Origin of the sequence: Candidatus Chlorohelix sp. (genome assembly GCF_037138995.1) — a bacterium.
GTDB lineage: Bacteria > Chloroflexota > Chloroflexia > Chloroheliales > Chloroheliaceae > Chlorohelix.
The window spans coordinates 1-22167 of the sequence record NZ_JBAXHI010000046.1 but is presented as its reverse complement, the minus strand read 5'-3'; the positions used below and the strand labels follow the sequence as shown (position 1 = coordinate 22167).

Here is a 22167-nt window from a genome sequence, read left to right as displayed (position 1 = left end):
TATAATTTTCTGAAATAATAAGCTTATTTAAGCAGCGTGCTTACGCTACCGTCGAAAATACTTGTCACCAGTGCCGGCGCAAGCCCAAGCAACACAATCAAGGCTACCAGCGGCACAAACACTAGGTACTCAACCGGGCGCATATCCAGCACTTTTGCCAACGCCGGAGATTCATTCTCAGCGCGGGGTCCGTGCCAGATTAGCTGGAATAGTCTGATGCTATACCACGCCGCCAACACTACACCCACCGCGCCGATTACCGCATACCACGTCGAAGCTTGCCATGCCCCCCCCAATATCAGGAACTCACCCGCAAATTGGTTCAAGCCGGGCAAACCCAGCGAGGCAAGGCTCAAAATCAGGAATAACGCTGCCAGTCGGGGCATGCGACTTTGCAAGCCTGCCATCCCCGCCAATTCGGTAGTGCCGGTGCGATTGGAAAGAGCGGTTGCCGCCAAAAACAGTGCGGGAGTGGTAATGCCATGATTAATCATTTGCAACACCGCGCCGTTTATTCCCTGATTGTTCAGAGCGAATAATCCTAGCACTATGAAACCAGTATGGCTGAGACTACTGTAAGCCAGCAAACGCTTCAGGTCGGTTTGTCCTAGCGCCGCCAACGCCCCATAGATAATACTTGCAAGGGCGAGAATACAGATTAAAGGCGCGAAAGTCTGCGAAGCTGTCGGAAACAGAAATATACCAAAACGCAAGAAACCGTATGTTCCGGTTTTGCTCATTACCCCTGCCAGCACAATTGTTACCGGAGTGGGCGATTCGGCATAAGCGTCCGGTTGCCACGCTTGCAACGGAAACAGCGGAACTTTTACGGCGAAAGCAGCCGCGAAAGCCAGAAACAGCCATTCCTGCGTGCTGCGATCCAACCCGCCGATGCGCTCTTTCAATACCAGCAAATCAAGAGAAGGTTGCCCACCCGCCGGAACGGTTAGGAAAGCCAACGCCAGCATCGCTACCAGCATCAGCAAGCTACCAACCAGCGTATATATTACGAAGCGTATCGCGCTTTTCACCCGCTCACGAGTGATGCCCCAACGCCCAATCAGGAAGTATGCCGGTATCAACATCACTTCCCAGAAAACATAGAAATTGAGCAGGTTGGTAGCAGCAAAAACGCCCAGAATCCCGGTTTCAAGGGTCAGCAGCCAAGCTCGGAAATAGTTGTGACGACCTTGTATTTCACGGGCGCTGAAAGCCGCTACCAGACTCACAAATGCGGTTAAGGCTATAAGCCACGCGCTTATTGAGTCCACCGCAACCTGATAGTTCATGCCCAACGGTTTGAGCCATTCCAGCTTTTCGGTAAAGGCAAAGCCGGAGGTCGAGCCGTCCGCAAAGTTCAGTAGCAGACCTACCGCTATCACAAACACTACCAGCGACCACACTACGCTCAACCAATAGGAGGCTTTTTGAGGCAACCGCAACACCAACAACAACAATGCGCCCAACAATGGCAGGAATATTATTAAACTAAGTAAAGGAAAATCGCTCATTATTTATTTCACCGCTGTATCGCCGCTACCAGCACATATGCCAGCAACGCCACCGCGCCTACCAAAATTCCCAGCGCGTAGTTTCTTACATAGCCTGTTTCAGTTTTTCGGATTAGCTTACTACTCGCCCACAGGCTGCCACCGATGCCCCAATCCAACGCTTCCGCTACATCCTTATCCGCCTGTTTGGTGAGTAACTTGCTCACCCACACCACCGGAGTAGCCACCACCGCGTAATAGAGTTTGTCGAGATACCAGCCGTTTTGCAGAAAAGCGGCAAAGCCCTTTACTTCATCCGATGGAGCAACCCGTTCCGCTCTCCCGAAAATCCCGTAAGCTATAAACCAACCGATTATCGCCGCGCCAACCGCACCGATGAGGTTTGTCCACTCGATTGTCTCGTAAGGGATAATGAGCCAGCGCGTAGGCGTAGTTTGTACATATTCGTGCGCCTTTTCAAACCATTTTTCCAGCAAATTATACGCGCCCGGCACATACACAAAACCTCCCACCACCGACAATGCGCCAAGTACCATTAGGGGCAATTTCATTGTTAGCGGGGATTCGTGCGTCTGGTAGCTCTTTGCTTTCGGTCCGCTGAACACCAGAAAGTACAACCGGAACATGTAAGCGGCGGTCATTACTGCCACCAGCAAAGCCACCCAACCAAGTATAATATGTCCGGTTTCGTTTAAGCCAAAGCCCACTTGCGCTTCTTTCCCGCCAAACAGGGGGAAAGCGGCGAAAATTGCCTCTTTGCTGAAAAAGCCGCTAAACACCGGGATACCGCTGATAGCCAACGCACCGATTAAGAAAGTCCAACGTGCCAGCGGCAATTGCTTGCCAAGCCCGCCCATGTTGCGAATACCTTGCTCGCCCCCGATGGCGTGAATAACCGCGCCCGCCGAAAGAAACAGTAATGCCTTGAAAAAAGCGTGGGTGAGCAGGTGGAACATCGCCGCTTCGTATGCGCCCGCGCCCGCCGCCATAAACATATAGCCTAGCTGACTCATAGTTGAATATGCCAGCACTCGTTTAATGTCAGTCTGGATGATAGCGCAAGTGGCAGCATAAAAGGCTGAAGCCGCTCCTATTACAGGTATAGCTATCAACGCCACCTCAGAATAGGCAAAGATAGGATGCGCCCGCGTAATCAGATAAACCCCTGCTGTAACCATAGTTGCGGCGTGTATAAGAGCCGAAACAGGGGTTGGACCTTCCATCGCATCGGGAAGCCACGTATGCAAAGGCAATTGCGCCGATTTCGCCACCGCCGCAATCAGCAGCAGAATTGACGCAATATCGCGCCAGCCACCATCGGAGGCAAATTCAGCCCCCCGAAAAGCGTGGTAATAATTAACCGCTCCCGTATTAAGGATTATCACGAAGATGCCCAGCAACAAGCCAACATCACCGATGGTATTCATCACCAACGCTTTACGCGCCGCTTTAACCGCACTCGGCTTATCCTTATAGAAACCGATGAGCAAAAACGAGCTTAAACCTACTCCTGCCCAACCTACCAGCAGGAATATAAAGTTATTGCTTGTTACCAGCAGTAGCATCGAGAATACGAACAGGTTCATGTAAGCGAAGAAACGGCGATAATCGGCTTCCGGTTCGCCGTGTTCCCCGGTCATATAGCCGATGGAATAGAGGTGAATGAGGAAGCCGACTCCAGTCACGATTAGACACATAAAGACCGAGAGCGGGTCTGCCAGCAAGCCAAAACTGAATTTCCAGTTTCCCGCTTGTGTCCATGTATATAAAAATACATCTTTAGGGTCATAAACAGCGGGGACAGATGCCAGCGCAGAGAGAAAGGCAAAGCCCACCGCCGCACATGCCAGATATGCCGCCCCTTTTTCACTTAAAGAATTTCCCAGCAGGGCAATCGCCAGAAAGCCCAAGAGGGGAAATAGCACTACCAACCCGATAGCTTCAGCCACAAAATCCTCCCAGAAGCGCCGCTTATCTACCCATCCATCGAGTGGACATCATCCACATCAATCCGGTTGCGCTTGCGGAACAATCCTACAATAATTCCTAAACCGATTACTGCTTCTGCCGCCGCGACAGTCAGCACCATCAACACAAAGACATGCCCCTCTTCGGTGCCGAGGCTGGCAGAAAAACTGATAAGCGCGAGATTTACAGCGTTCAGCATCAGTTCGATAGACATAAACTGTACCAGTGGGTTACGGCGTAGCAACACACCCATAGCCCCCACCGCAAAAATTACCGCGCTAATCAGCAGCCCGAATGTTACATCACTCATCAGGATTTACTTTCTTTTCCCGAGTACCACTGCGCCGATTAACGCGACCAGCAACACCAGCGACGTTAATTCAAACGGCAACAGAAAGCGGGTGAACAAGTCTATACCGAAGGCTTCCACCGAGCCAAACGAACCGTTTGTGCCATCTGTAGGCACAAAAACAGGCTGTGTTTTATTGAAAGCCGCCAGAAACGCTCCCACCAACATTGCTCCTAGAAACAGCCCGAAGCTGATAGTGGCAGCACGTTGCATACGCCGCTTGTCTCTAAAAATATATTCGCCTTCCGGGTTGAGCAGTGTTACCACGAAAAGGAATAATACCAGAATCGCGCCCGCATATATAATCAGTTGAGCCGCAAACATAAATTGGGCGTGCAACAACAGGAAAAGCGTTGCCAGACTCAGCAAGTTCAGCAGCAACATCATCGCACTGTAAACCGCGTTTGGCATCAAGACTACCCCCAACGCGGAACCGACTGCCAAAACACCTATCAATAACAGAACAACCTGTTCCATTCTAAGTTATTCTTCCTCCCTTTGTCCCGGCAAACTCTTTGGCACAGCCTGACCCGGTGGAATGAGCGAGGCTTGCTTGCGTAGCGGCTTGGGAGTATCTACTTGACCGGACGCTTCCGGCACAAGGTCTCCCTTGCCAACCGCCGCCGCAGTAGTGCGCCAGCCATCGAATAGTCCTTGAAAATCGGGGATTAACGCCCTAGCTTCGGGAGGTGGCGTAGCCTCCCACGCCAAAGCCGCCCCTCTGGTGGCTGTCCCTTTAGGTTCTATAAGGTCTTCCTTGTTATAAAGCATCTTTTCGCGAGTGTAGCTGACAAGTAAATTATTGCTTTCCAGAGTTATAGCACCGGTTGGGCAAGCTGCCTGACAATACCCGCAGAAAATGCAGCGCAGTATATCTATCTGGAAGACCCGCGCATGCCTTTCGCCAAACGAAACCGGCTGTGTTGGATCATTTTCTTCCGGCTCAATATAAATCGCATCCGCCGGACAAGTTCCGCTGCAAAGCATACAAGCGATACAACGTTCCAAACCGTTTTCATAGCGGTGCAACACATGTCTGCCACGCTCACGGGGCGGCAACTTACGCATATGTTCCGGGTACTGCACCGTAAGCGGTTTATGAAAGATATTCTTGAGGGTAACACCCATACCTTTAAAGGTATTACCCGTAGCTTTAAACGGATTCGCCATTACAACACCTTTTATTTGAGAGTTTCAGGTTATATCCTAAAACTTGTATAACTTAAGAAACCAGCGCCACCACTATACTGGTAATTACTAGGTTCAAAACCGCCAGCGGCAACAGCCATTTCCAGCCCACTTGCATCAGGCGATCATATTTCAAACGCGGTAAGGTGGCACGCAACCATACAAAGCCAAAAAGAAATAACAGCACTTTCAGCACAAACCACAACGGTCCTAACTCAACCGGCAAGAACCATAGCGGCGGTTGCCAACCTCCCAGAAACATTGTGGTGGCAATGCTGCTAACCGTGACCATATTGATATATTCTGCCGCAAAATACATGGCAAAGCGCATCCCGCCGTATTCGGTGTGATAACCTGCAACCAGTTCTTGTTCCGCTTCTGGCAGGTCAAAGGGAGCGCGGTTTACTTCCGCCACTGCCCCGATACAGTAGATGATAAAGGCTGGAACTTGTAGGAATACAAACCAGACCGTTTTTTGTGATTCCACAATGTCATTCATGCGAAGCGAGGATGCAAGGATTATAACGCCTAGCAAACTCAAGCCCAAACTCAATTCATAACTGATTATTTGTGCCGTTGAACGAATCGCCCCCATCAGCGAATATTTATTGCCGCTACTCCAACCTCCAAGCGTAATCCCATACACCGCCAGCGAAGAAATCGAGAGGATAAACAGGATACCAATGTTAATATCTGCTACCCAAAATTTTGCCCCGAATATTTCTAGCGATGCGGGACCGAGCGGTATCACAGCATAAGCGGTAATTGCCACTATCAGCGACAACATAGGCGCAATATCATAGAGCGGGCGTTGCGCTTTTTTAGGAACGATGTGTTCTTTAAATACCAGTTTCACCCCGTCTGCAATCGGCTGTAGCGTACCAAAAGGTCCCACCCGGTTTGGACCATAGCGGTTCTGCATACGCGCTATCACCTTGCGCTCAAACAAGGTCATATAAGCGAACGCTCCCAGCAATACGGCTGTAAGAATAAAGGCTTTTATCGCAAATTGCAGAAAATCAGTCCAACTCATTCAGGTCTCCCTGCTACAAGGATGTGGAAGCGAGTTCAGCCCGCCCGCTAATTACGCCCTGCTCACCAAGTGCCTCATAATTTAATCCGGCAAAGGCAGGGACTTTCTTTGTAAGCTCGCCAAAAATGTTCGTAATACTCAACGCAGGTAGTGCCTTACCCAAACGTGACGACATTTCGTATATTATCGCTATATTGGGCGCAGCTCCGCTAATCGGCGGGATAGCAGGCTCAATTTTCTGCACTCGCCCTTCCAGATTGGTAAAAGTGCCTTCGATTTCGGCAAAACTGGCAGTCGGTAAAACCACATGCGCCAATTGTGCCGTCTCGCTCATAAACATATCCAGCGCTACCAGCAATTCCAGTCCAGTTAGGCTTTCCAACTTGCCCCCGTACAATGGTATGTCAGTTAGAGGGTTTGTACCCATCACCAGCGCGGCTTTCAAATTACCTTCGCCCTTCAAGAAACCGCTATAGCTCAAACTGCTTTTGGCGATGGCGGAGATATTACGCGCTCCCACACTGTTGTTATCCTGAGAAAGCGCCCCCAAACCCACACCAAGTTTGCCAAAACTCCCGGTTGCTTTTGCCAGTTGCACCAGCGCTTCAAACAGCTTTTCGTTACCGGGCGCAAGGGTATCGGCTTCATCAAACCAGATTGCCACCTCACCTGCCGCCTTGAGCGTGGACATTATACCCGAATCAGGCTCGCGTAATAATTGCTCTATTGTCTTCGCCAATTTTCCGGCTTCGACTGGCTCAATTTTAGCGGCAAACCGGCTAAGCGCACCGGGATTCCCACCTAGAAATAGCAACTTAGTGCCGTTGCGATGCGCCTTTTTCAAACGTAGTTCCAAAATGGGCTGTCGTACGCTAATGTCCGCCCCTACCACCAGAATTGCGCGGGCTTTTTCCATTCCGGCAATGGTAGCGGTCAAATATTGGGGAAGGTCAGCAATCGCATATTTCCCGAAATTTCCGCCGCGATAAACCAGCTTATCCGTACCAATAGTTTCAAAAGCGAAACGCTGCAAGGTGAAAATCTCCTCGTTGGTAGCATGGGAACCGGGCAGTACCGCCACCGCTTGCGCCCCATTTGCTGTGATAATCTCACCCAAACGTTTGGCAATGTAATCAAAGGCTTGTTGCCATGTTACCGATTCCAGCTTTCCGTTGGCGTTTCGCAACTGAGGAGATTTGAGTCGCTCGCTATTATGAATAAAGCCATAGCCATAGCGTCCCCTATCGCACAACCAGCCATCATCAACTGCTTCATTTTCGCGGCTTACGAAGCGCACTACCTCACGACTGAGACGAGTATCAATAATGAGGTTACAACCGACCGAGCAATGGGTACAAACGCTGGCAGAGTGGCGCAACTCCCACGGACGAGCTTTAAAGCGGTAAGTACGGGCGGTAAGCGCCCCCACCGGACACATCTCGACAGCATTGCCCGAAAATTGAGAGTCGTAGGGCTTGCCGGGAACAGTGGAAATTTCGGCTTTCGCGCCTCGTTCGGTAATAAGCAAGCCTTCATCCTGCACCACCAATTGCGAAAAACGGGCGCAACGTTGGCACATAATACAGCGTTCCCGATCCAGCGCAATGGTAGGACCAAGCTCTACCGCCTTATCAAGGTGGCGTTTCTGTTCGCGAAAGCGACCTGTACTCTGCCCAAAATCAACCGCGTAATTTTGCAAATCGCATTCGCCGCCCTTGTCGCAAATTGGGCAATCCAAGGGGTGATTGATTAGCAAAAATTCCATCACACCGGAACGGGCATCGTTGGCAAGTTTGCTTTCGGTGAGAACCACCATACCCTCCGATACCTGCGTAGTACAGGCAGCCATGGGCTTGGGCATTTTCTCAACTTCCACCAGACAGATACGACATGCGCCCAAAGGCGGCATTTTTGGATGGTAGCAATATATAGGAACAAAGATTCCGGCATCTTTAGCAGCTTGCCAGATAGTTGCGCCTTTGTCAGCAGACACCTTTTTGCCGTCAATAGTGAGCGTTATTTGCTCAGACATTTTAAATACCTATCTATAAAATTTTCAGCCAAATATAATTAATAGTGGCATATTATCTTACGGGTAGCCACTATATGCAATTCGTAATTTGATTATTGTGCAAAAACGCCACCGATAAACCTGCAAGGTTTGATAATCCCATAGTACAGGCATCTGCGTTGAAGCCAATAATGAATTTAGTGTAATTTTGTGGGAAATCTCCAGAGAACTGCTTCTGTAAGAAGCCCCATTATATACATTAGTTACAAAATTCGCAATATTGCTGCATGAAGTCGTGAAGTTATAGGAATATCCGGGATTTTATATTTACTAGCAGGGTTATAATAGATATTAGCGGGACTTTGAAAATTTTTGTGGAGTAAAATGCAATGGCGAGCAATATTAAAACAGGGGATAATCCCGTAAAATTCTGTGAAGTGCAACGCTTTATGCAATGGTGGATTTGGTTATTATTAGGCGCAATTGCAGCAATGATGTGGGTAATGGCATTTGTACAAATGGTTCTTGGTATCAAATTTGGCAGCAAACCAGTACCCGATTTCATACTGGTAGCTTTATGGCTTATATTCGGGATTGCTTTCCCTTATTTCTTCCTGTCAAACCGTCTGATAATTGAAGTGCGTGGGGATGGTATCTACTATCGCTTTACTTCTTTGCAATTTAGGTTTCGGCAAGTTCAGTTTGACGAACTGGCAGCAGCACAGTTGCGCCAGTATCATCCGCTACGCGAGTATGGCGGTTGGGGAATACGACTTGGCAAGGGAAGCATTGCCTATAACGTCACAGGCAATCGGGGAGTATTGTTGGAACTGGTGAACGGTAAAAAGATTCTGCTCGGTTCACAACAGCCCGAAAAACTTTTACAGGCAATTGAGCAGGGGCGAAAGGGTTAAAACAAAAAAGAGCGTGGGTAATACTTTGTATCCGCCCCGCTCACCTCTAGCCTATTATTTATTTTTATGACCAATCACCTTGACCTCACCGGGAGTTTGATATGCGCCGGATTGGTCTTCAGGGTAATAAGGCGGACTTGGTATTACTATGCGTTCAGTATTATTCTTCCGACGGAAAAAAGCAATAATATAAGGTAAATTAACCAACGCCAGCGCCAGCAAGCTTACAATAATAATTGTTAGTTTTTTCTGCCTCATATGCAATCCTCATAGCCTTAGAAAAGTAAATTTTACCACTCATTTCTTTCTTACTATACTAACCTCTTGCCATAATGACAAGGTACAAAAGGCTTATTCGCGCTACCTCCGTTTGATGCCACCTAAAACGACAGCGTATCTATAAGCTGACGCGCTAACGGAGCGGCTTTTTCATTGCCAAAGCCCGCTTCTTCCAATGCAATCACCACCGCATATTTGGGCTTATCGGTAGGCGCGTAGCAGCAGAACCAAGCGTGGGGTGTCTCCTTACCGCTTTCCGCCGTACCGGTTTTGCCTGCTACCCTTACTCGCGAACCCGCAAAAGCCTGCGCCCCAGTACCTGATATTGTCACATCTGCCAAGGCGCGGCGAATTATATCGAGGTTGACAGGCGAAATCGGCAACTTCTGCTTAACCTTAGCAGGGTAGGCTTGCGAATTTGCGCCTTTCTCGATACGCGCTGCCAAACGCGGCACGGGGATTTGCCCGCCATTACCGATAGCGGCATACAAAGCCGCCATTTGAAGCGGTGTAACCAGTAGATAACCCTGCCCAATGCCAAGATTTACCGCATCGCCTCGCACCCAAGCTTGCTGAAGATTGTCCTTTTTCCATTGCGGGTCTGGAACCTGTCCGGGCGAATCGGTCAAGCCTAACAGTCCGGTGGAAGAACCTAACCCGAAACCTTTGGTTATTGCCGGCAATAACAATGGATCGGTTTCATCCAGCTTTTTGCCAAGTTCGTAAAACACCACATCACACGATTGTACCAACCCTTGATAGAGCGTAATATTGCCATGCCCGGTTTTAAGATAACAATCTTTGGCAAATTGCTCTCCCAGCCCCGTCCAATGTCCGGTGCAGGTAAAGCGGTCATCGGGCTTCATTCCAAGTCTTTCCAAAGCCGCCGCCATCGTAATAACCTTGAAAGTCGAACCGGGAGGAAGCAAACCTGTTACTGGGCGATTCTGGAAAGGATGACGCGGGTCATCATTCAACGCTTTAAACTGGCTACCGCTCAACCCCAGAATAAACCCGTTCGGGTCATAGCGCGGGTTGCAAGCAAGCGCAAGCGTAGAACCATCGTTTACATCCAGCACCACAATACTACCAACCTTATCGCCCAAAATCCGCTCGGCGTTCTTTTGAATGGTCAAGTCGAGATTTAGCGCCAGATTAGAACCGTCAACCGAAGCTTTCTCCGCTAGTTTCTCAGAGATACCACCGTCCGGTGTAATGATGGTCAGCTTGCCGCCCTTATCCCCGGCAAGCAATTCTTCTGCCCAAGCCTCAACCCCCGCCCGTCCGATTTGGTCATCTTCTCGATAACCTTTAGCTGCCAGCTTAGTCAATTCCTCGGCGTTAACTGACGAAAGATAACCCAGCGTTTGGGCAGCAGTATTGCCTGCCGGATATAACCTATCTTCCGTCTCAGCTATGCCCACACCCTTGACTGCTTGCAAAGTATTCAAGATAGTTTGCGGCGTACTGCCCGGCAGCCGTTTTATATCCATGCGCCAATCCGGTTGCCCGTTCTTGTACAAATCCTTAATTACGGTCTTATCCATAGCAAGACTCTGGCTCAAAGTATCCAGTAATTGCTGCTCATTTTCGATTTTACCGGGTACTACAAAAACCGTGTAAAAAACTCCGGCTTTTGCCAACGGTTGCAGCGAACGGTCAGAAATTACCCCGCGCTTAGGATTTAACGGAATCATACGTACCAGATTTCCGGTTGCCAGCCCTGAAAAAATATTGGTGGGTTGCCAATCTATCCGCCAACGGTTATCGTCCTGTACCAGTTGCAAAGTATTTTGCTGGGAAAAATCCCCTGCTCGGATAGTTTTAAAGTTTGCGGTGAAATTAAACCCATATGGGTCATTCGGCTTAGCGGGCGGCTTTGCGCTTCCCAATTTCGTCTGTAAATTGGAAAGAGTTGCCTCCGCTGCAATATTGGTATAGCGGGCAACAAATTTATCGCGCTCAATATAGCCACGCGCCGAAACCGAAAGTAGCGCGTACATCTCCTCGTAGCGTTGCGCCTCCCACGCCTTGAGAAAATTTCCCGCTATTTCTTCGGGTTTTTCAGGAGCGGTGGGCGTAGGCGTAAAGGCAGGAACTGTACCGGAACGAACAGCCGGAATTGTAGCGGGAGAATCCGCCAGAGTGGTGGTAGTAGTTTTATTGGTAGCAGTCGGCTCATCCCCGCACGCCTCGAGAAAGCTTCCGGCAGTGATAACCATTGCTGCCATCTGTAGAAATCGTCTCCGCCCTATTTTCATGCTGTTTCCCTGTCATAATAAGTTCCAGTTCTTAGAGCGATAACATAAACCCTGTTACTACTCCATGTCAAACCCGGATACAGCAACCAAGCGGGATATGTACCCTGTGTGAGGATGAAAAAGGGTCAGTGTAAAACCGACCCACGCCTGCACAATATTACTGCGTACTCCTAAAATCCGGGCGGAATATATCCAAACGAAATATTACCGCCTACCCAGCCGTTATAGTTCCAATAAAAGATTCGCTCGGCTGAAACCGATATATTCGATTCCACCTGCACCGCCACAATACTCTTACCCGCGCCAAAGCCCGCTTGTGAGCCTGAGATTGAAGCGGCATTTACCGAAACTCGCTGGTTCGCGCCAACCGTCAGCGTTTTAGAGGTAATTGACCCGCTTGAATCGTAGTATTTCAACGTCACATTTGCAACCTGTGACGAATTATTATTTGCAATTACATAGGTCAGGCTCGACATCTTGGTACCGGGATTCTGTAGAGTATCACCCCCCGCAAACAACCAACGTGTAGCAGTCCGGCTATTACCTTGTTCTGCGATAATACCGTCCCAGCCTTGTAAAGGCAATATCATATAGGTAGCATAACGCCCCACCACAATTTTTGCGCTGGCTTGTATCTGCACGCTAAAGCCATAATTTCTACCCGGCTGATTCGAATTTGGGTTGGTTATCCTCACAGCCAAATGCGCTCCTGCCGGAATTGTTGTTATCACAGGTGAGGAAAGAATACCCGGCGCACTTTCAAGCTGATTGGTGAGCGTGATTACAACCGGATTGTTGGTAGTATTAAGGAAAGAGTAGGTTTCATAATCCATCGCCCCATTCATACCATCGGCAAAGTTCCAGCTAGTTTGCGGCGCACTTAAGCCAAAAATACCGCTAACCCCTTTGCGAGCGCCATTATTGGTGATAGTGTAAGAATACAATTCCTGCTCCACCACCAACGGCACTTGCATACAACCGGAAGCACTGCTTGATGCTATAACAACCCCGAAAAGCGAGGTTACAGCAACAGACGCTCCGTAAGTCAGGTCTTGTGTGGAGAAGCGCAAGCGCGAATTTGGCGGTATCGTTTTTCCTGATATAGTACGACCTATGCCACCAGTACCATCATTGTAATATCTTATGCTAAAACAACCCGTTATCACATTCGGATTAAAAATCGTAAAATACTGCTCGCTTGTCTTATTCGCCTCCGGGAAATACCAAGTGTTACTCGGCGCTGTTACGCCCGCAATAGTATAACCGCCATTAGTGGTAGCGCCGGTTAGCAAACTGCGGTTGGTATATAGCGAACGCTCTACCAGTACATCCGGGCTACCGGACGTAACCGTAACTACCGTAGAATGCTCAGTTCCAGCTGCTACACCTGAAATCCCGTTGACGCTTACAGTAATCGCTGTAGTGGGTGTTACAGTAAAGGACTGCGTGCCTAGCAAGCCGTTTGTGCCGTACACCGAAATCAGCCCGGTAGTGGTACTGATACTATGCGTGTTCAAAATATGCAACACTTCATCGGTTTTATTGGCAGCCGAATTCTCGGTATTTCCGGCAGCAAAATACCATGCCTTGCCGTCCGCAGATGTACGCGCCACAATCTCGCTGGAATACGAGACTTCGCTTCCGCCACCCAACGGAGTGCTGTAGGGCTTCAGGTAATATGTAGTATTAGGCAGCAAGCCCGTAATAGTCACATTATGATCCAGAACACCTGAAGGCCCTGCAAAGGTTGTACCGACACTTCCCGGTACTGTACTCCATGTCACATGGCTGCTAGTATCAACACAAGTGGTATGGAAATTAATGTTTACACTGGTGGTAGTAGATGTTCCGGGCGTATATCCATCAATAGCACATGGCACTGTCGTGAAAATATGGTCAATACCAGAAATAGAGCTTGGTGTAGTAGGTGTAACCGCCGGTATCGGATCAGCATTTAAAAAGCTGGTCACCTGACTATAATAGCCAATTTGGGTTGGCGAAGAGTTAGAGGAAACTGAATAATAGTCAAACTCGATTTTATATTGGGCAGCCGGCACAGTCAGGGAATAATTTAGTTGGGTAGTAGAGGTATTTATAGGTACTACAACCATACCCACATATTCAGAAGTATCGGCTCGCCACGCTTTTACCAATACTTGACCGCCTGCCAGAACGGGCGTAGGGAAGGTGATAATTCCGGTGATAGTAAGCGGTGACGACATTTTCACCGTCAAAGCGGTATATTGACCGGCAGTGATTGGTTGGCTAGTGGCATCCGTAATTGTAATCTTGTTTGAGTAAAATATCGTCTGCTTATTGGGATAACTAAAGCCTAAATAGTAGCTCCCGGCAGTTTGAGGCTTGTGCGTTACATAGCCTTCACTATTAGATTTATTATCTCCGCCAAAGTCTATAGGCGTGCTGGTGGGTGTATTGGTAGAATAAACATTCATCGTCACTCCCGAAAGTGGCGCATCATTATTATCCGCATCTACCACCAGCGCCCTAAATGCCCCGCCCGGAAAGAAAGTCGCGCTAATATTATTATAGCTCAGGTCGGGGCTAACCGTCAGCAAATCTGCCCCGCCCGTATCACGGTTATATTTAAGGTGGTACCATTGCGGCAAGTACGTTGATGTGGGCGTAAATTTCAACTTGTAACTTCCGCCCACCAGCTTGGCAATATAGGTATAGCTGTTATCACTGTTATGAATCAAACTGGTGAGTTGCAGCGTAATTTCTGCTAGGTTGTTGTTGGTATTGTAAGCTTGTATTGTAATATTGGGAGAAGCCACCGTACCGAAATCATAGGGTGAAGTATCGCTATTGCTTAATACCCCCGTGATAAAAGCGGCACGCTCAACTGTTACAGTTTCAGTAATAATACCTGAAGTCAATGTAATATTGGGAATAAATTTAGGAGCGCCGTTACCCGGCGGTAAAACCAACAGACCATAAGTACCCGCTGCCAGCGAACGGAAACTGGCAATACCGTCAGTAAATCCAGTCTGGGCTGAAGCAATAATCGGATAGGGCTGGGCTTGGCTGGTATCCAATACCCGAACCTCCACCGCGCCATACGCTGTGTAACTAGTACCTGTTATATCAGGAGTTCGCACCACCACATCCAGCCCTACACCCAACGGCATTACGATATTAACCGAGTTCACCGATGTACCGAGAATGGTGATTGCAGTAGCCTGTGCAGCAGTAGCCACCCAGTTTCCGCTACCGCTCTGCCCGAAGTAACCGCTACGATAGCCGGAATGCCCCACAATCGGAGGAGGAGGAGTAACATGCACCGTATAAGAACCATTCGGCAAAGGGCTGGTAAAATAGCTGTAAGAAGGTCCCGCGCCGGTCACTTGGATAGTCTGAACAGCAATCGTCCCGTTATAAACAGTTAGAGTCGGAGAGCCATCGAAAGCACCCGAACTAGGCGAAATTGTACCCTGAATAATATTACCTCGCGGTATTGTTACCGAAAAATCTAAAGGAACATCGGTAGGCGGTTCAGTAGTGAAAGATTGCGCCACTGCCAGAGTTGGGTCTGCAACTACTAAGCCGCCCGCAGTGGCATACCATCCCTGTATAAAGGGAGTAGGGTAATCGGTCGAGCGGAATCTGACCCTGTAAGAAGCGCCGGGATTATTATATGTGCTGTTTTCCAGAATGCCCGGTATAGTATAAGTATTCGAACCCGTAGTAATATTGACAACAGTAGAGGTTAATACCGCAGCTTGAGTTATCGGAACACTGCCGTCAAACACCTCTACTATAATATTAGAGGTAGTGGGACCGCCGCTCTCCAACGCTATAGTACCAGTAAGATTTCCCCCTTTTATAAACTCCCCATCTTTGCCCGTTATTGTCAAGGTACCAACTGTTGGAGTAATAGGGGTAGCATTAGTTATATTACGAGCGTAAGTTAGCGTAGGTGCAGGGTCATGATACCAAGTGCTGACGTAAGGCGCACCTGTAGGCGGATAGAACTTGAGCTTGTACCCAACGTAAGGCGCGAGCTTTCCGATGTCATACGTGCCATTAGCAGCTATATCGGCGGTGGAAGCAAGATTTCCATTAGCCCACGCTTCCACCCTGCCTCCCGTAGTAGGAGTAGTGCCATTGGGTTGATAGACCGTTCCTTGTATATGTCTATCAGCAGTCATCTGCCCCAGAATAATACTGCCGGAACTTTGCGCGCCGGGCGGGTAATAAGTCTCGCTATAATCGATGGTACTGGTTAAAATAACGCTAACCAAGCTCGATAGTTCTAAAGGAGAAAAAGTAGTTGGATTCGCATCCGTCACCGAGTCCACCGGTGGAGTATAGCTACCATACCAGTTAGTGGTATAATTTTGCAAGGAAAATTTTATAAATAAAGAAGTGCCATTGGCTACAGAAGCAATACTATTGCGGTCAATTATAAAGTTGCCGTGTGCATCGGTATTAGAGGTTGTCACAATACCCGATGTAATATCCGGCACATTTGTCTGGGTTACTAAACCCTTCACCAGAATAACCGCGGCAGAACTTATAGGAACTCCGGTGGTAATGGGGTTGCCACTGTTACGCACCAACAAACGCCCCACTACCGAACCCGGTGTATAAAGGGTTTGGCTTACACCAGAACCTAATAATGGTAACGTAGTACCCGTATCCAAATCAATCATCTGGCAGGTTGCTTGGTCAACAAACGAAAGTGTATCCGCTCCCTCAAAGGTAGGGGAGTTCGGATAATATACAACGCCTCTATTATTATATCCGTTGCTATTAAATCTTACCTTGTAATTCAAAGGAAATGGGATACTAGAACCAAAATAAAAAATTGGGAAAACATAGCCTGTAGGAAGTTGGGTCGTAGTTGTTAGAATTACCTGACCGGTGATAGCATTCAGCAAATCTACTTGAACACCATCAACTTGAGCGCCACCACCTAAATTTGCATTGCCAAAAATACCGCCGTTTTGAGGGTTATTTGGGTCAAAATCACAGCCACCATTAGATGAATTCAGAATAGGTCCTGAGCTAGTACCGGAAGGAGTCGTACTAGCAGGAGCAAAATTCGCCTGCCAGCCCGCACCCCAAACTTGCGCTGGTGAGAAGCACTCCGATAGAAGCGGCACCAAAAGCATCATCGCAGCAAGGATAACGCGGCACATCGCTCGCGGTGTCATTGTATTCTGTACCCTTTCTATCTTTGCGGCTGAGTTTTACTGCAAATAAAAATATAATAATGCAAGATGAAATTTACTACTGCCGCAAAGTATTTATACCCTGTTCACCGTACAAAGCTCACAACCCCCCTATCAAGAAAGGGAGCAGAAATCAGAAAAATATCTAAGCTGTTAAAGCAAGGCAGGAATCGCGCCTGATTTTCTCAGGTTCAGACTCCAGCCTCAAACACAGATTTATTGTATCAAACGTACCGGTTGGTTCCTGATATTCAACTGCCAAGTTGTCGTATCGGATGCCGACAAACCGGCACTACCATTAAGCAAGTAGTTAACTTGGAAATAGTTGCACAAGAAATCCGGTACAAATTGCAGATTACAGGTCGTTCCCCACGCATCATATTGTGTAGATGAGGGTACTCTAAAGATTAAGAACAGCCATTGATCGTTAAAGAAAGACCCGCCCGTCTTAATCGCGGTACTCGTGACCGAAAGCGAACCGTAAGCGCAACCAATCGAAGGTACGCCAATATATTCCATCGGACAAGCCACAGCACGTGCCGCCAAAGCTGTACCAATCGGAACCGTGCCATCCGCCTTCAAATTCTGCCCATACCCTGACGGAGTGAGAATTTGAACGTTCAGGTTTTCGATACCAACGTCACCGGCATCAAACAATTCCAGCGTAGCCAGCGAATCGGCGTTTTCCACAGGAATATATGCCAAGTCAAAAATAACGTTCAAGGCGCCAGCTTGGGTATTAATCGCGTTAACATAGATATTCATTGAAGAAATACCATACACCTGTGGCACCGGCGGTATCTGCTTTGTTACGCTATTACCGGAGACATCGGTAAACACTCCCTGAATTGTTTGTGGATTATCATATTCGGCTTTGATAGCATAGCGGTTAGTACCACCGCCGCCAAATACCTGTGCTTGCAACAGATAAACCCCATTGCGAACATTAGGCGTATCGCTAGTAGCCGCAGCCAACCGCTGACCGTCAACATACTTGATGCGCTGAAGTTGTCCGCTACCCGGTAAATAACCGTAATCGCTGATATACATATAAGGATTATTATTAACGCCCTCTGCTAATTGGCGCAAAACATCCTTTTTGCCCGGTTGCGTATAATCACCGCTAGGACCCGGATTCAAAGTGTTGTTCGTGTCAAAATCCCATGAACAACGCCAGCCATGATAACTCTGATAACCGCCATTATAAGTTACATTTCGAGTAGTATAAACCGGAACATAAGTGCCGCGGGTAGTCCATGTCGGGTCATAACCGCGCATATTGTAAGGAATCCGGTCACCAATATAAGGCGGGTCTATCCAACCGTTCAATGCCACAGCATTGGCATAATCGGTACTATTATTGTAAAGCTGCGAGTCACCCACCGAACGGCAATTCTGGCTTGGGTCAATATTCAGGTTCTGATTGGCGTTATTAACCCCGTTCACTGCTGAAGCATTTAGCGGAGTTATCCTTTTAGTATAACTTATAGGGAAAGAAGAGTTAGGATAAGCATTCCAATACATATCATCAACCGTACCGCTCCCTTGACCTGCCGGACAGGCAAAAACAAAGGTTGAGTCAGGGCTTTGCGGGGTAGCGTTATTGGGATAATTTACATCAGCGAAGTAACAGCGGGTGCTATTATCAGCACCAGTACTACCCCAATGCTCATTCTGGGCAGTTAGTTCAGTAACATCGAAAGCCGCTACCATACTACCTTTAGTTTGCCAAGTGGTAGGCGTACCATCTGACAAAGGCGGATAATAAAGTGAAAAACGGGTTCGCATTCCATTTTGGCAATAACGATTTGCCGTATTTACCGTGCCTCCCTCTACCAGTTTGCCGTTTTCATACCGTGATTGAGAGCCAACCGCCGGTAAATTGGTTGTTACACAGTTAAGAGAAGCATCATCAGTTCGGCTAGAAGCATTAGACTGGCGGGTAGCTGTAGTACCAGTACCAGAAATACCGCTGTAAGGTCTAACGCCATAACTATTTGGTGCACCGGAAGTTTGACTCCAGTAGTTATCGCCGGAACCGAACACTTCCTGACCGCCAACATCTGCTTCAGCCGCATCATAAATCGAAACACGGAAACTGGTATAACCGTTTGAATCATAAGGGTCCCCGGTGTACGTCTTTAAAGCCTGCGTATTAAGCTGCACCGCCACCGAATAGCCAAACCCCCTAGCGCCATTCCCATCTGGGTGGAGATCTTGGTTTGCCACATTCGGCACAGATGTTAAATTACAACCGCTACTAAGCGTAAACCACCACGACTGGGTTAATGCCCATGAAGAATAATCATTTTGACGTAAACATGATGCGCCCGCAGAATAACCTGTACCGGCGTTTACCGTTACGCTATTGGTATAGGGGTTATTACCAGAGTTAGTTACTGCGGTAGCGCCATCACTTACCGCCGAATAAGCATCCCCGCTGGAATGGTTTGTTTCTGGTCCTTGTGTATTTAGCCAGAAACCGCCTATACAAGGGTTAGGTAGGTTAGTTTGGTCGCAGCGGTTCTTAACATAACGGTTCCAGAGTGTACGATAATATTCCTTGTAATCTATACCCTGAAGGTCGCCTCCGCCATAAGTGGCTTGATCGCGGATAATCCAATCATATTTCAAGGAGCTACTGCCAAAATAATTGAAGCTGCCTCCCAAACGCGCCGGGGTAGCATACTGGGCAGTCGCGGTCTTTTCTATATAATAATCTCCAAAGCCGATTACAGACATAAAATAATGGGGAACTTTTATACCAAGTGTCACCTGATAGGAATATATAGTGGGCATAGTGCCGGAGTAATATACATATTGGTAAGGGGTTCCGCTTTGAGACTGTGCTTTGGTGTAACTGGCTTGCTTGTTACCCGATTCATAAAAGGCGTTGTAACCCTGTGACTCTACAGTCAAACGTCCACGAGCATCCGCAACTGTAGGTTGGCTAGGAACCCACACTACCCCTGCGAGGGCTGCCGATTCAGCCGCGCGTTCGAGTTTCTGTGACTCCCAATAGGACATTCCGCCATCTACCGAAAGACCAACAATTGCGACCATTGCCACTGCGGCAGCCGCAATAAGAACCATAGCCTGACCTTCTTCGCGCCGCCGTATAGCTCTATTCAGTCTTTTCCATAGTAAAGGAGTTATAAAAATTGTATTCATGATAACTCGACCCTCTCTCAGCCCTTAGCCATGAAATTACGCCGATTTAGACGCAGATTCCGGGCGATACTTGAGCTCCCTGAAAGAATAATGGTTCAATTTTCCCCGGTATTCGCCTTGTCAGGTTAATATATTGATTACTGCCTGTCCAAGGCACCAAAGGTGTAACCCAATTGTGTTTATAGGATATTTCCACATAGAAACGGTCAGTCGGTTCGCACACGTTTCGACCGTTAAACCAGCCTTTTCCGGAATCATAGCCCTTTGAGGGCCAGCCACGATAACCAAAAGGCAATTGCGAACTGCTTAGTCCGGTTGGTACATAGGACTGGTCATGAATATAGGGAGCAGATGTACTTTGTGTAGTAGTATAAACATAATGCACATAGAAAGGACGCATGCCTAAAGACTTTCCATCTGTACCAAGCGTAGAGTAAACATCTACCGGTTGGGAGGAACCCTTACTAATATAGGTAGTACCAGTTGCAGAAACACTAAGACTACCTTCTATAGTTGTGCGCTGTAGGTGTATATATTGAATATTCTGTGGAAGAAGCGGGGCAGGATTATCAGATGCGCTGATAAAAGCCAACGCCGCTATATCATACGGAATCGGTGTTCCGGTAGAGGAAGAAACTAAGCTGTACTTATCACTTGAATCACAGCCGTTTGAACAAACCGCCAAAAGACGAGACACCTCGCGGGTTGTAAAATCTAGCTTAGCAACATCATTATAAAGCAACCCAAATTCAAAAATGCCAACCATAGTTATAAGCATAGGTATTGTGACCAGTACAAATTCAAGCAAAGCCTGCGCGGAGGTTGGTCTAAAAGCTATACCAGCAACATGCCCGGAAGAACCGCGCATAATACGAGCGGTTCTGTGTAATAATTCCTTTATTTTTCCACTATATTTATAATTCATAATCTGGCAACCTTTGCATTTGCACTATCCCTTGCACTCAAAAGCCTAACAAGCCGGGTTTGGCTCTAGTATCTTTATCGCCCGATCTGAAAAAGTGGTTGGTGGGAGAAACCCTAAAACTCCAGTAGTATTATTCCAGTTATAGCTGTAATCAATTCTAACTGCCAGCCAATGCGCCGATGCCTCCGGCAGCGGATTATTATAATAGTTGGAATTAGTCAGCGATTGCGATATATCACTGGTAATTCCCTGCGTAATATCTTTGCAACGCCGAAAAGTAGGATACCACGGATCCCTATTATCTTTGCTAGTAGCCGTTGTATTGGTATATACAGTTGCTTCGGTTTTGCGAGGAGGCAATTTTGTAGAGTCAGTAGAAGTAGGAATCCAGTTATAGCCACAAGGATTAGAACCAGCAGTAGGCATACCGGCAGCTGTAAGGGCAGTGGTGCAGGCTGTACCTGTCAGCACTTGGGTAGTATATAGGGTGGAACCAGTGTTTTTCGCAAAAACCCGCTGGAAAGGCGATCCGCTAGTACGCCCACCTTGTGCAACTGTAGTAACAACGGGCCAAACGGTTGATTTGCCATCGCCGGTACCTGTACCGGTTCGTCCAGCGGTCGAATCTGCCCGATAGGTTGTCACTAATTTAATATTACCTATCTGATCGCTGAGGTTAGTATTTACCAGACTTACAATCAGATAATCACCATCTTGCATAGTTGGTGTATAGTCCGGATAATAGGGGTCGAAGTTACCGGCAGAACTAGCATTACGAACTGACTCACGTACAGTAGATACTACGCTAGTATGAGTTCGTAGTAAAAACCCGACTTCTACCATTACTACAATTAACATCAGGAGAAATGGCAGGGCTATTGCAAATTCCAGCAACGATTGCCCAGATTCAGAACGGCGCAGACCATTACCTGACGCTGGCTTGCGCAAGTTTTTGAGGTAAAACATTAGTTTACTGCTCCCCAATAGTACAAAAGACATAGCCCAACTATAAAGACAATTAGAATTCTATATAGTATTACATATTTAAATAGTAATTAAGTCTGCGTTTTGAAACAATAGTAATATGGTACTGTATCTAGGTATAAGCATTCTTTATACTTTTTATGACAATAACACTTCCCCATTTACTTATTTTATTATACAACTATGTTTCTAACCCTCCAAGTGCCACTCCTGTGGCCACTGAAAAACTTGGCGCCATTTTTTCAAGAGTTTGGCCTAAAATTGGCGGGTATAAAAGTTCGGAAAAACAATTGGGAGATTCTACTTTCTTCTTTAAAACCTCAGCAAAATATTCTTTGAGCCCAGGCAAACCAGAAGTGCCACCGGTCAAATAAATCG

15 protein-coding genes are annotated in these 22167 nt (G+C 47.6%); 1 reads left to right on the top strand and 14 read right to left on the bottom strand.

The genetic code is table 11. The features are described from left to right. Nucleotides 1-23 precede the first annotated feature (23 nt). From WCK19_RS15950 to nuoG, 7 genes are read right to left on the bottom strand one after another with little or no spacing between them, the layout of a single operon-like run. Complete coding sequence (locus WCK19_RS15950; protein ID WP_342398391.1) at nucleotides 24-1511, bottom strand: NADH-quinone oxidoreductase subunit M; 1488 nt, start codon at nucleotides 1509-1511, stop codon at nucleotides 24-26. Between the two features lie 8 nt (nucleotides 1512-1519). Beyond that, the gene (nuoL, locus tag WCK19_RS15945) at nucleotides 1520-3460 is read right to left on the bottom strand and encodes an NADH-quinone oxidoreductase subunit L (protein WP_342398390.1); all 1941 of its coding nucleotides are present in this window, start codon (nucleotides 3458-3460) and stop codon (nucleotides 1520-1522) included. Between the two features lie 26 nt (nucleotides 3461-3486). Then, a complete protein-coding gene (nuoK, locus tag WCK19_RS15940; RefSeq protein ID WP_342398389.1) occupies nucleotides 3487-3789 on the bottom strand; it encodes an NADH-quinone oxidoreductase subunit NuoK in 303 nt (100 codons plus the stop codon). Between the two features lie 6 nt (nucleotides 3790-3795). Continuing rightward, nucleotides 3796-4305, bottom strand: a complete 510-nt coding sequence (locus tag WCK19_RS15935; RefSeq protein ID WP_342398388.1) for an NADH-quinone oxidoreductase subunit J — start codon at nucleotides 4303-4305, stop codon at nucleotides 3796-3798. Nucleotides 4306-4311: 6 nt separating this feature from the next. Further along, nucleotides 4312-4998 (bottom strand): NADH-quinone oxidoreductase subunit I, encoded by a 687-nt coding sequence (locus WCK19_RS15930; protein WP_342398387.1) that lies wholly within the window; start codon nucleotides 4996-4998, stop codon nucleotides 4312-4314. Between the two features lie 52 nt (nucleotides 4999-5050). Then, nucleotides 5051-6049, bottom strand: coding sequence for an NADH-quinone oxidoreductase subunit NuoH (nuoH, locus tag WCK19_RS15925; RefSeq protein WP_342398386.1), 999 nt, complete (start codon nucleotides 6047-6049; stop codon nucleotides 5051-5053). Between the two features lie 13 nt (nucleotides 6050-6062). Then, nucleotides 6063-8081 carry an NADH-quinone oxidoreductase subunit NuoG gene (nuoG, locus tag WCK19_RS15920; protein WP_342398385.1) on the bottom strand — a complete coding sequence of 673 codons (2019 nt, stop codon included), beginning with the start codon at nucleotides 8079-8081 and terminating at the stop codon, nucleotides 6063-6065. Between the two features lie 368 nt (nucleotides 8082-8449). On the opposite strand from nuoG, the gene WCK19_RS15915 reads away from it, so the two are divergent. Next, nucleotides 8450-8974, top strand: a complete 525-nt coding sequence (locus WCK19_RS15915) for a DUF6141 family protein (RefSeq protein WP_342398384.1) — start codon at nucleotides 8450-8452, stop codon at nucleotides 8972-8974. Nucleotides 8975-9028: 54 nt separating this feature from the next. Here WCK19_RS15915 and WCK19_RS15910 read toward each other — a convergent pair whose 3' ends face one another. The 7 genes from WCK19_RS15910 to WCK19_RS15880 all read right to left on the bottom strand — a co-directional run. Then, nucleotides 9029-9232 carry a hypothetical protein gene (locus tag WCK19_RS15910; protein WP_342398383.1) on the bottom strand — a complete coding sequence of 68 codons (204 nt, stop codon included), beginning with the start codon at nucleotides 9230-9232 and terminating at the stop codon, nucleotides 9029-9031. 122 nt (nucleotides 9233-9354) lie between these two features. Beyond that, entirely contained in the window at nucleotides 9355-11484 is a 2130-nt protein-coding gene (gene mrdA, locus WCK19_RS15905; RefSeq protein WP_342398382.1) for a penicillin-binding protein 2, read from the bottom strand. Nucleotides 11485-11684: 200 nt separating this feature from the next. Continuing rightward, nucleotides 11685-16691, bottom strand: coding sequence for a fibronectin type III domain-containing protein (locus WCK19_RS15900; RefSeq protein WP_342398381.1), 5007 nt, complete (start codon nucleotides 16689-16691; stop codon nucleotides 11685-11687). Between the two features lie 234 nt (nucleotides 16692-16925). Further along, nucleotides 16926-19880, bottom strand: a complete 2955-nt coding sequence (locus WCK19_RS15895; protein ID WP_342398380.1) for a pilus assembly protein TadG-related protein — start codon at nucleotides 19878-19880, stop codon at nucleotides 16926-16928. Between the two features lie 46 nt (nucleotides 19881-19926). Further along, nucleotides 19927-20805, bottom strand: a complete 879-nt coding sequence (locus WCK19_RS15890; protein ID WP_342398379.1) for a TadE family protein — start codon at nucleotides 20803-20805, stop codon at nucleotides 19927-19929. Between the two features lie 45 nt (nucleotides 20806-20850). Next, nucleotides 20851-21771: a TadE/TadG family type IV pilus assembly protein gene (locus WCK19_RS15885; RefSeq protein ID WP_342398378.1), complete on the bottom strand. Its 921-nt coding sequence runs from the start codon at nucleotides 21769-21771 to the stop codon at nucleotides 20851-20853. 199 nt (nucleotides 21772-21970) lie between these two features. Continuing rightward, the coding region (locus tag WCK19_RS15880; protein WP_342398377.1) for a hypothetical protein at nucleotides 21971-22167 on the bottom strand (197 nt) is incomplete at its 5' end.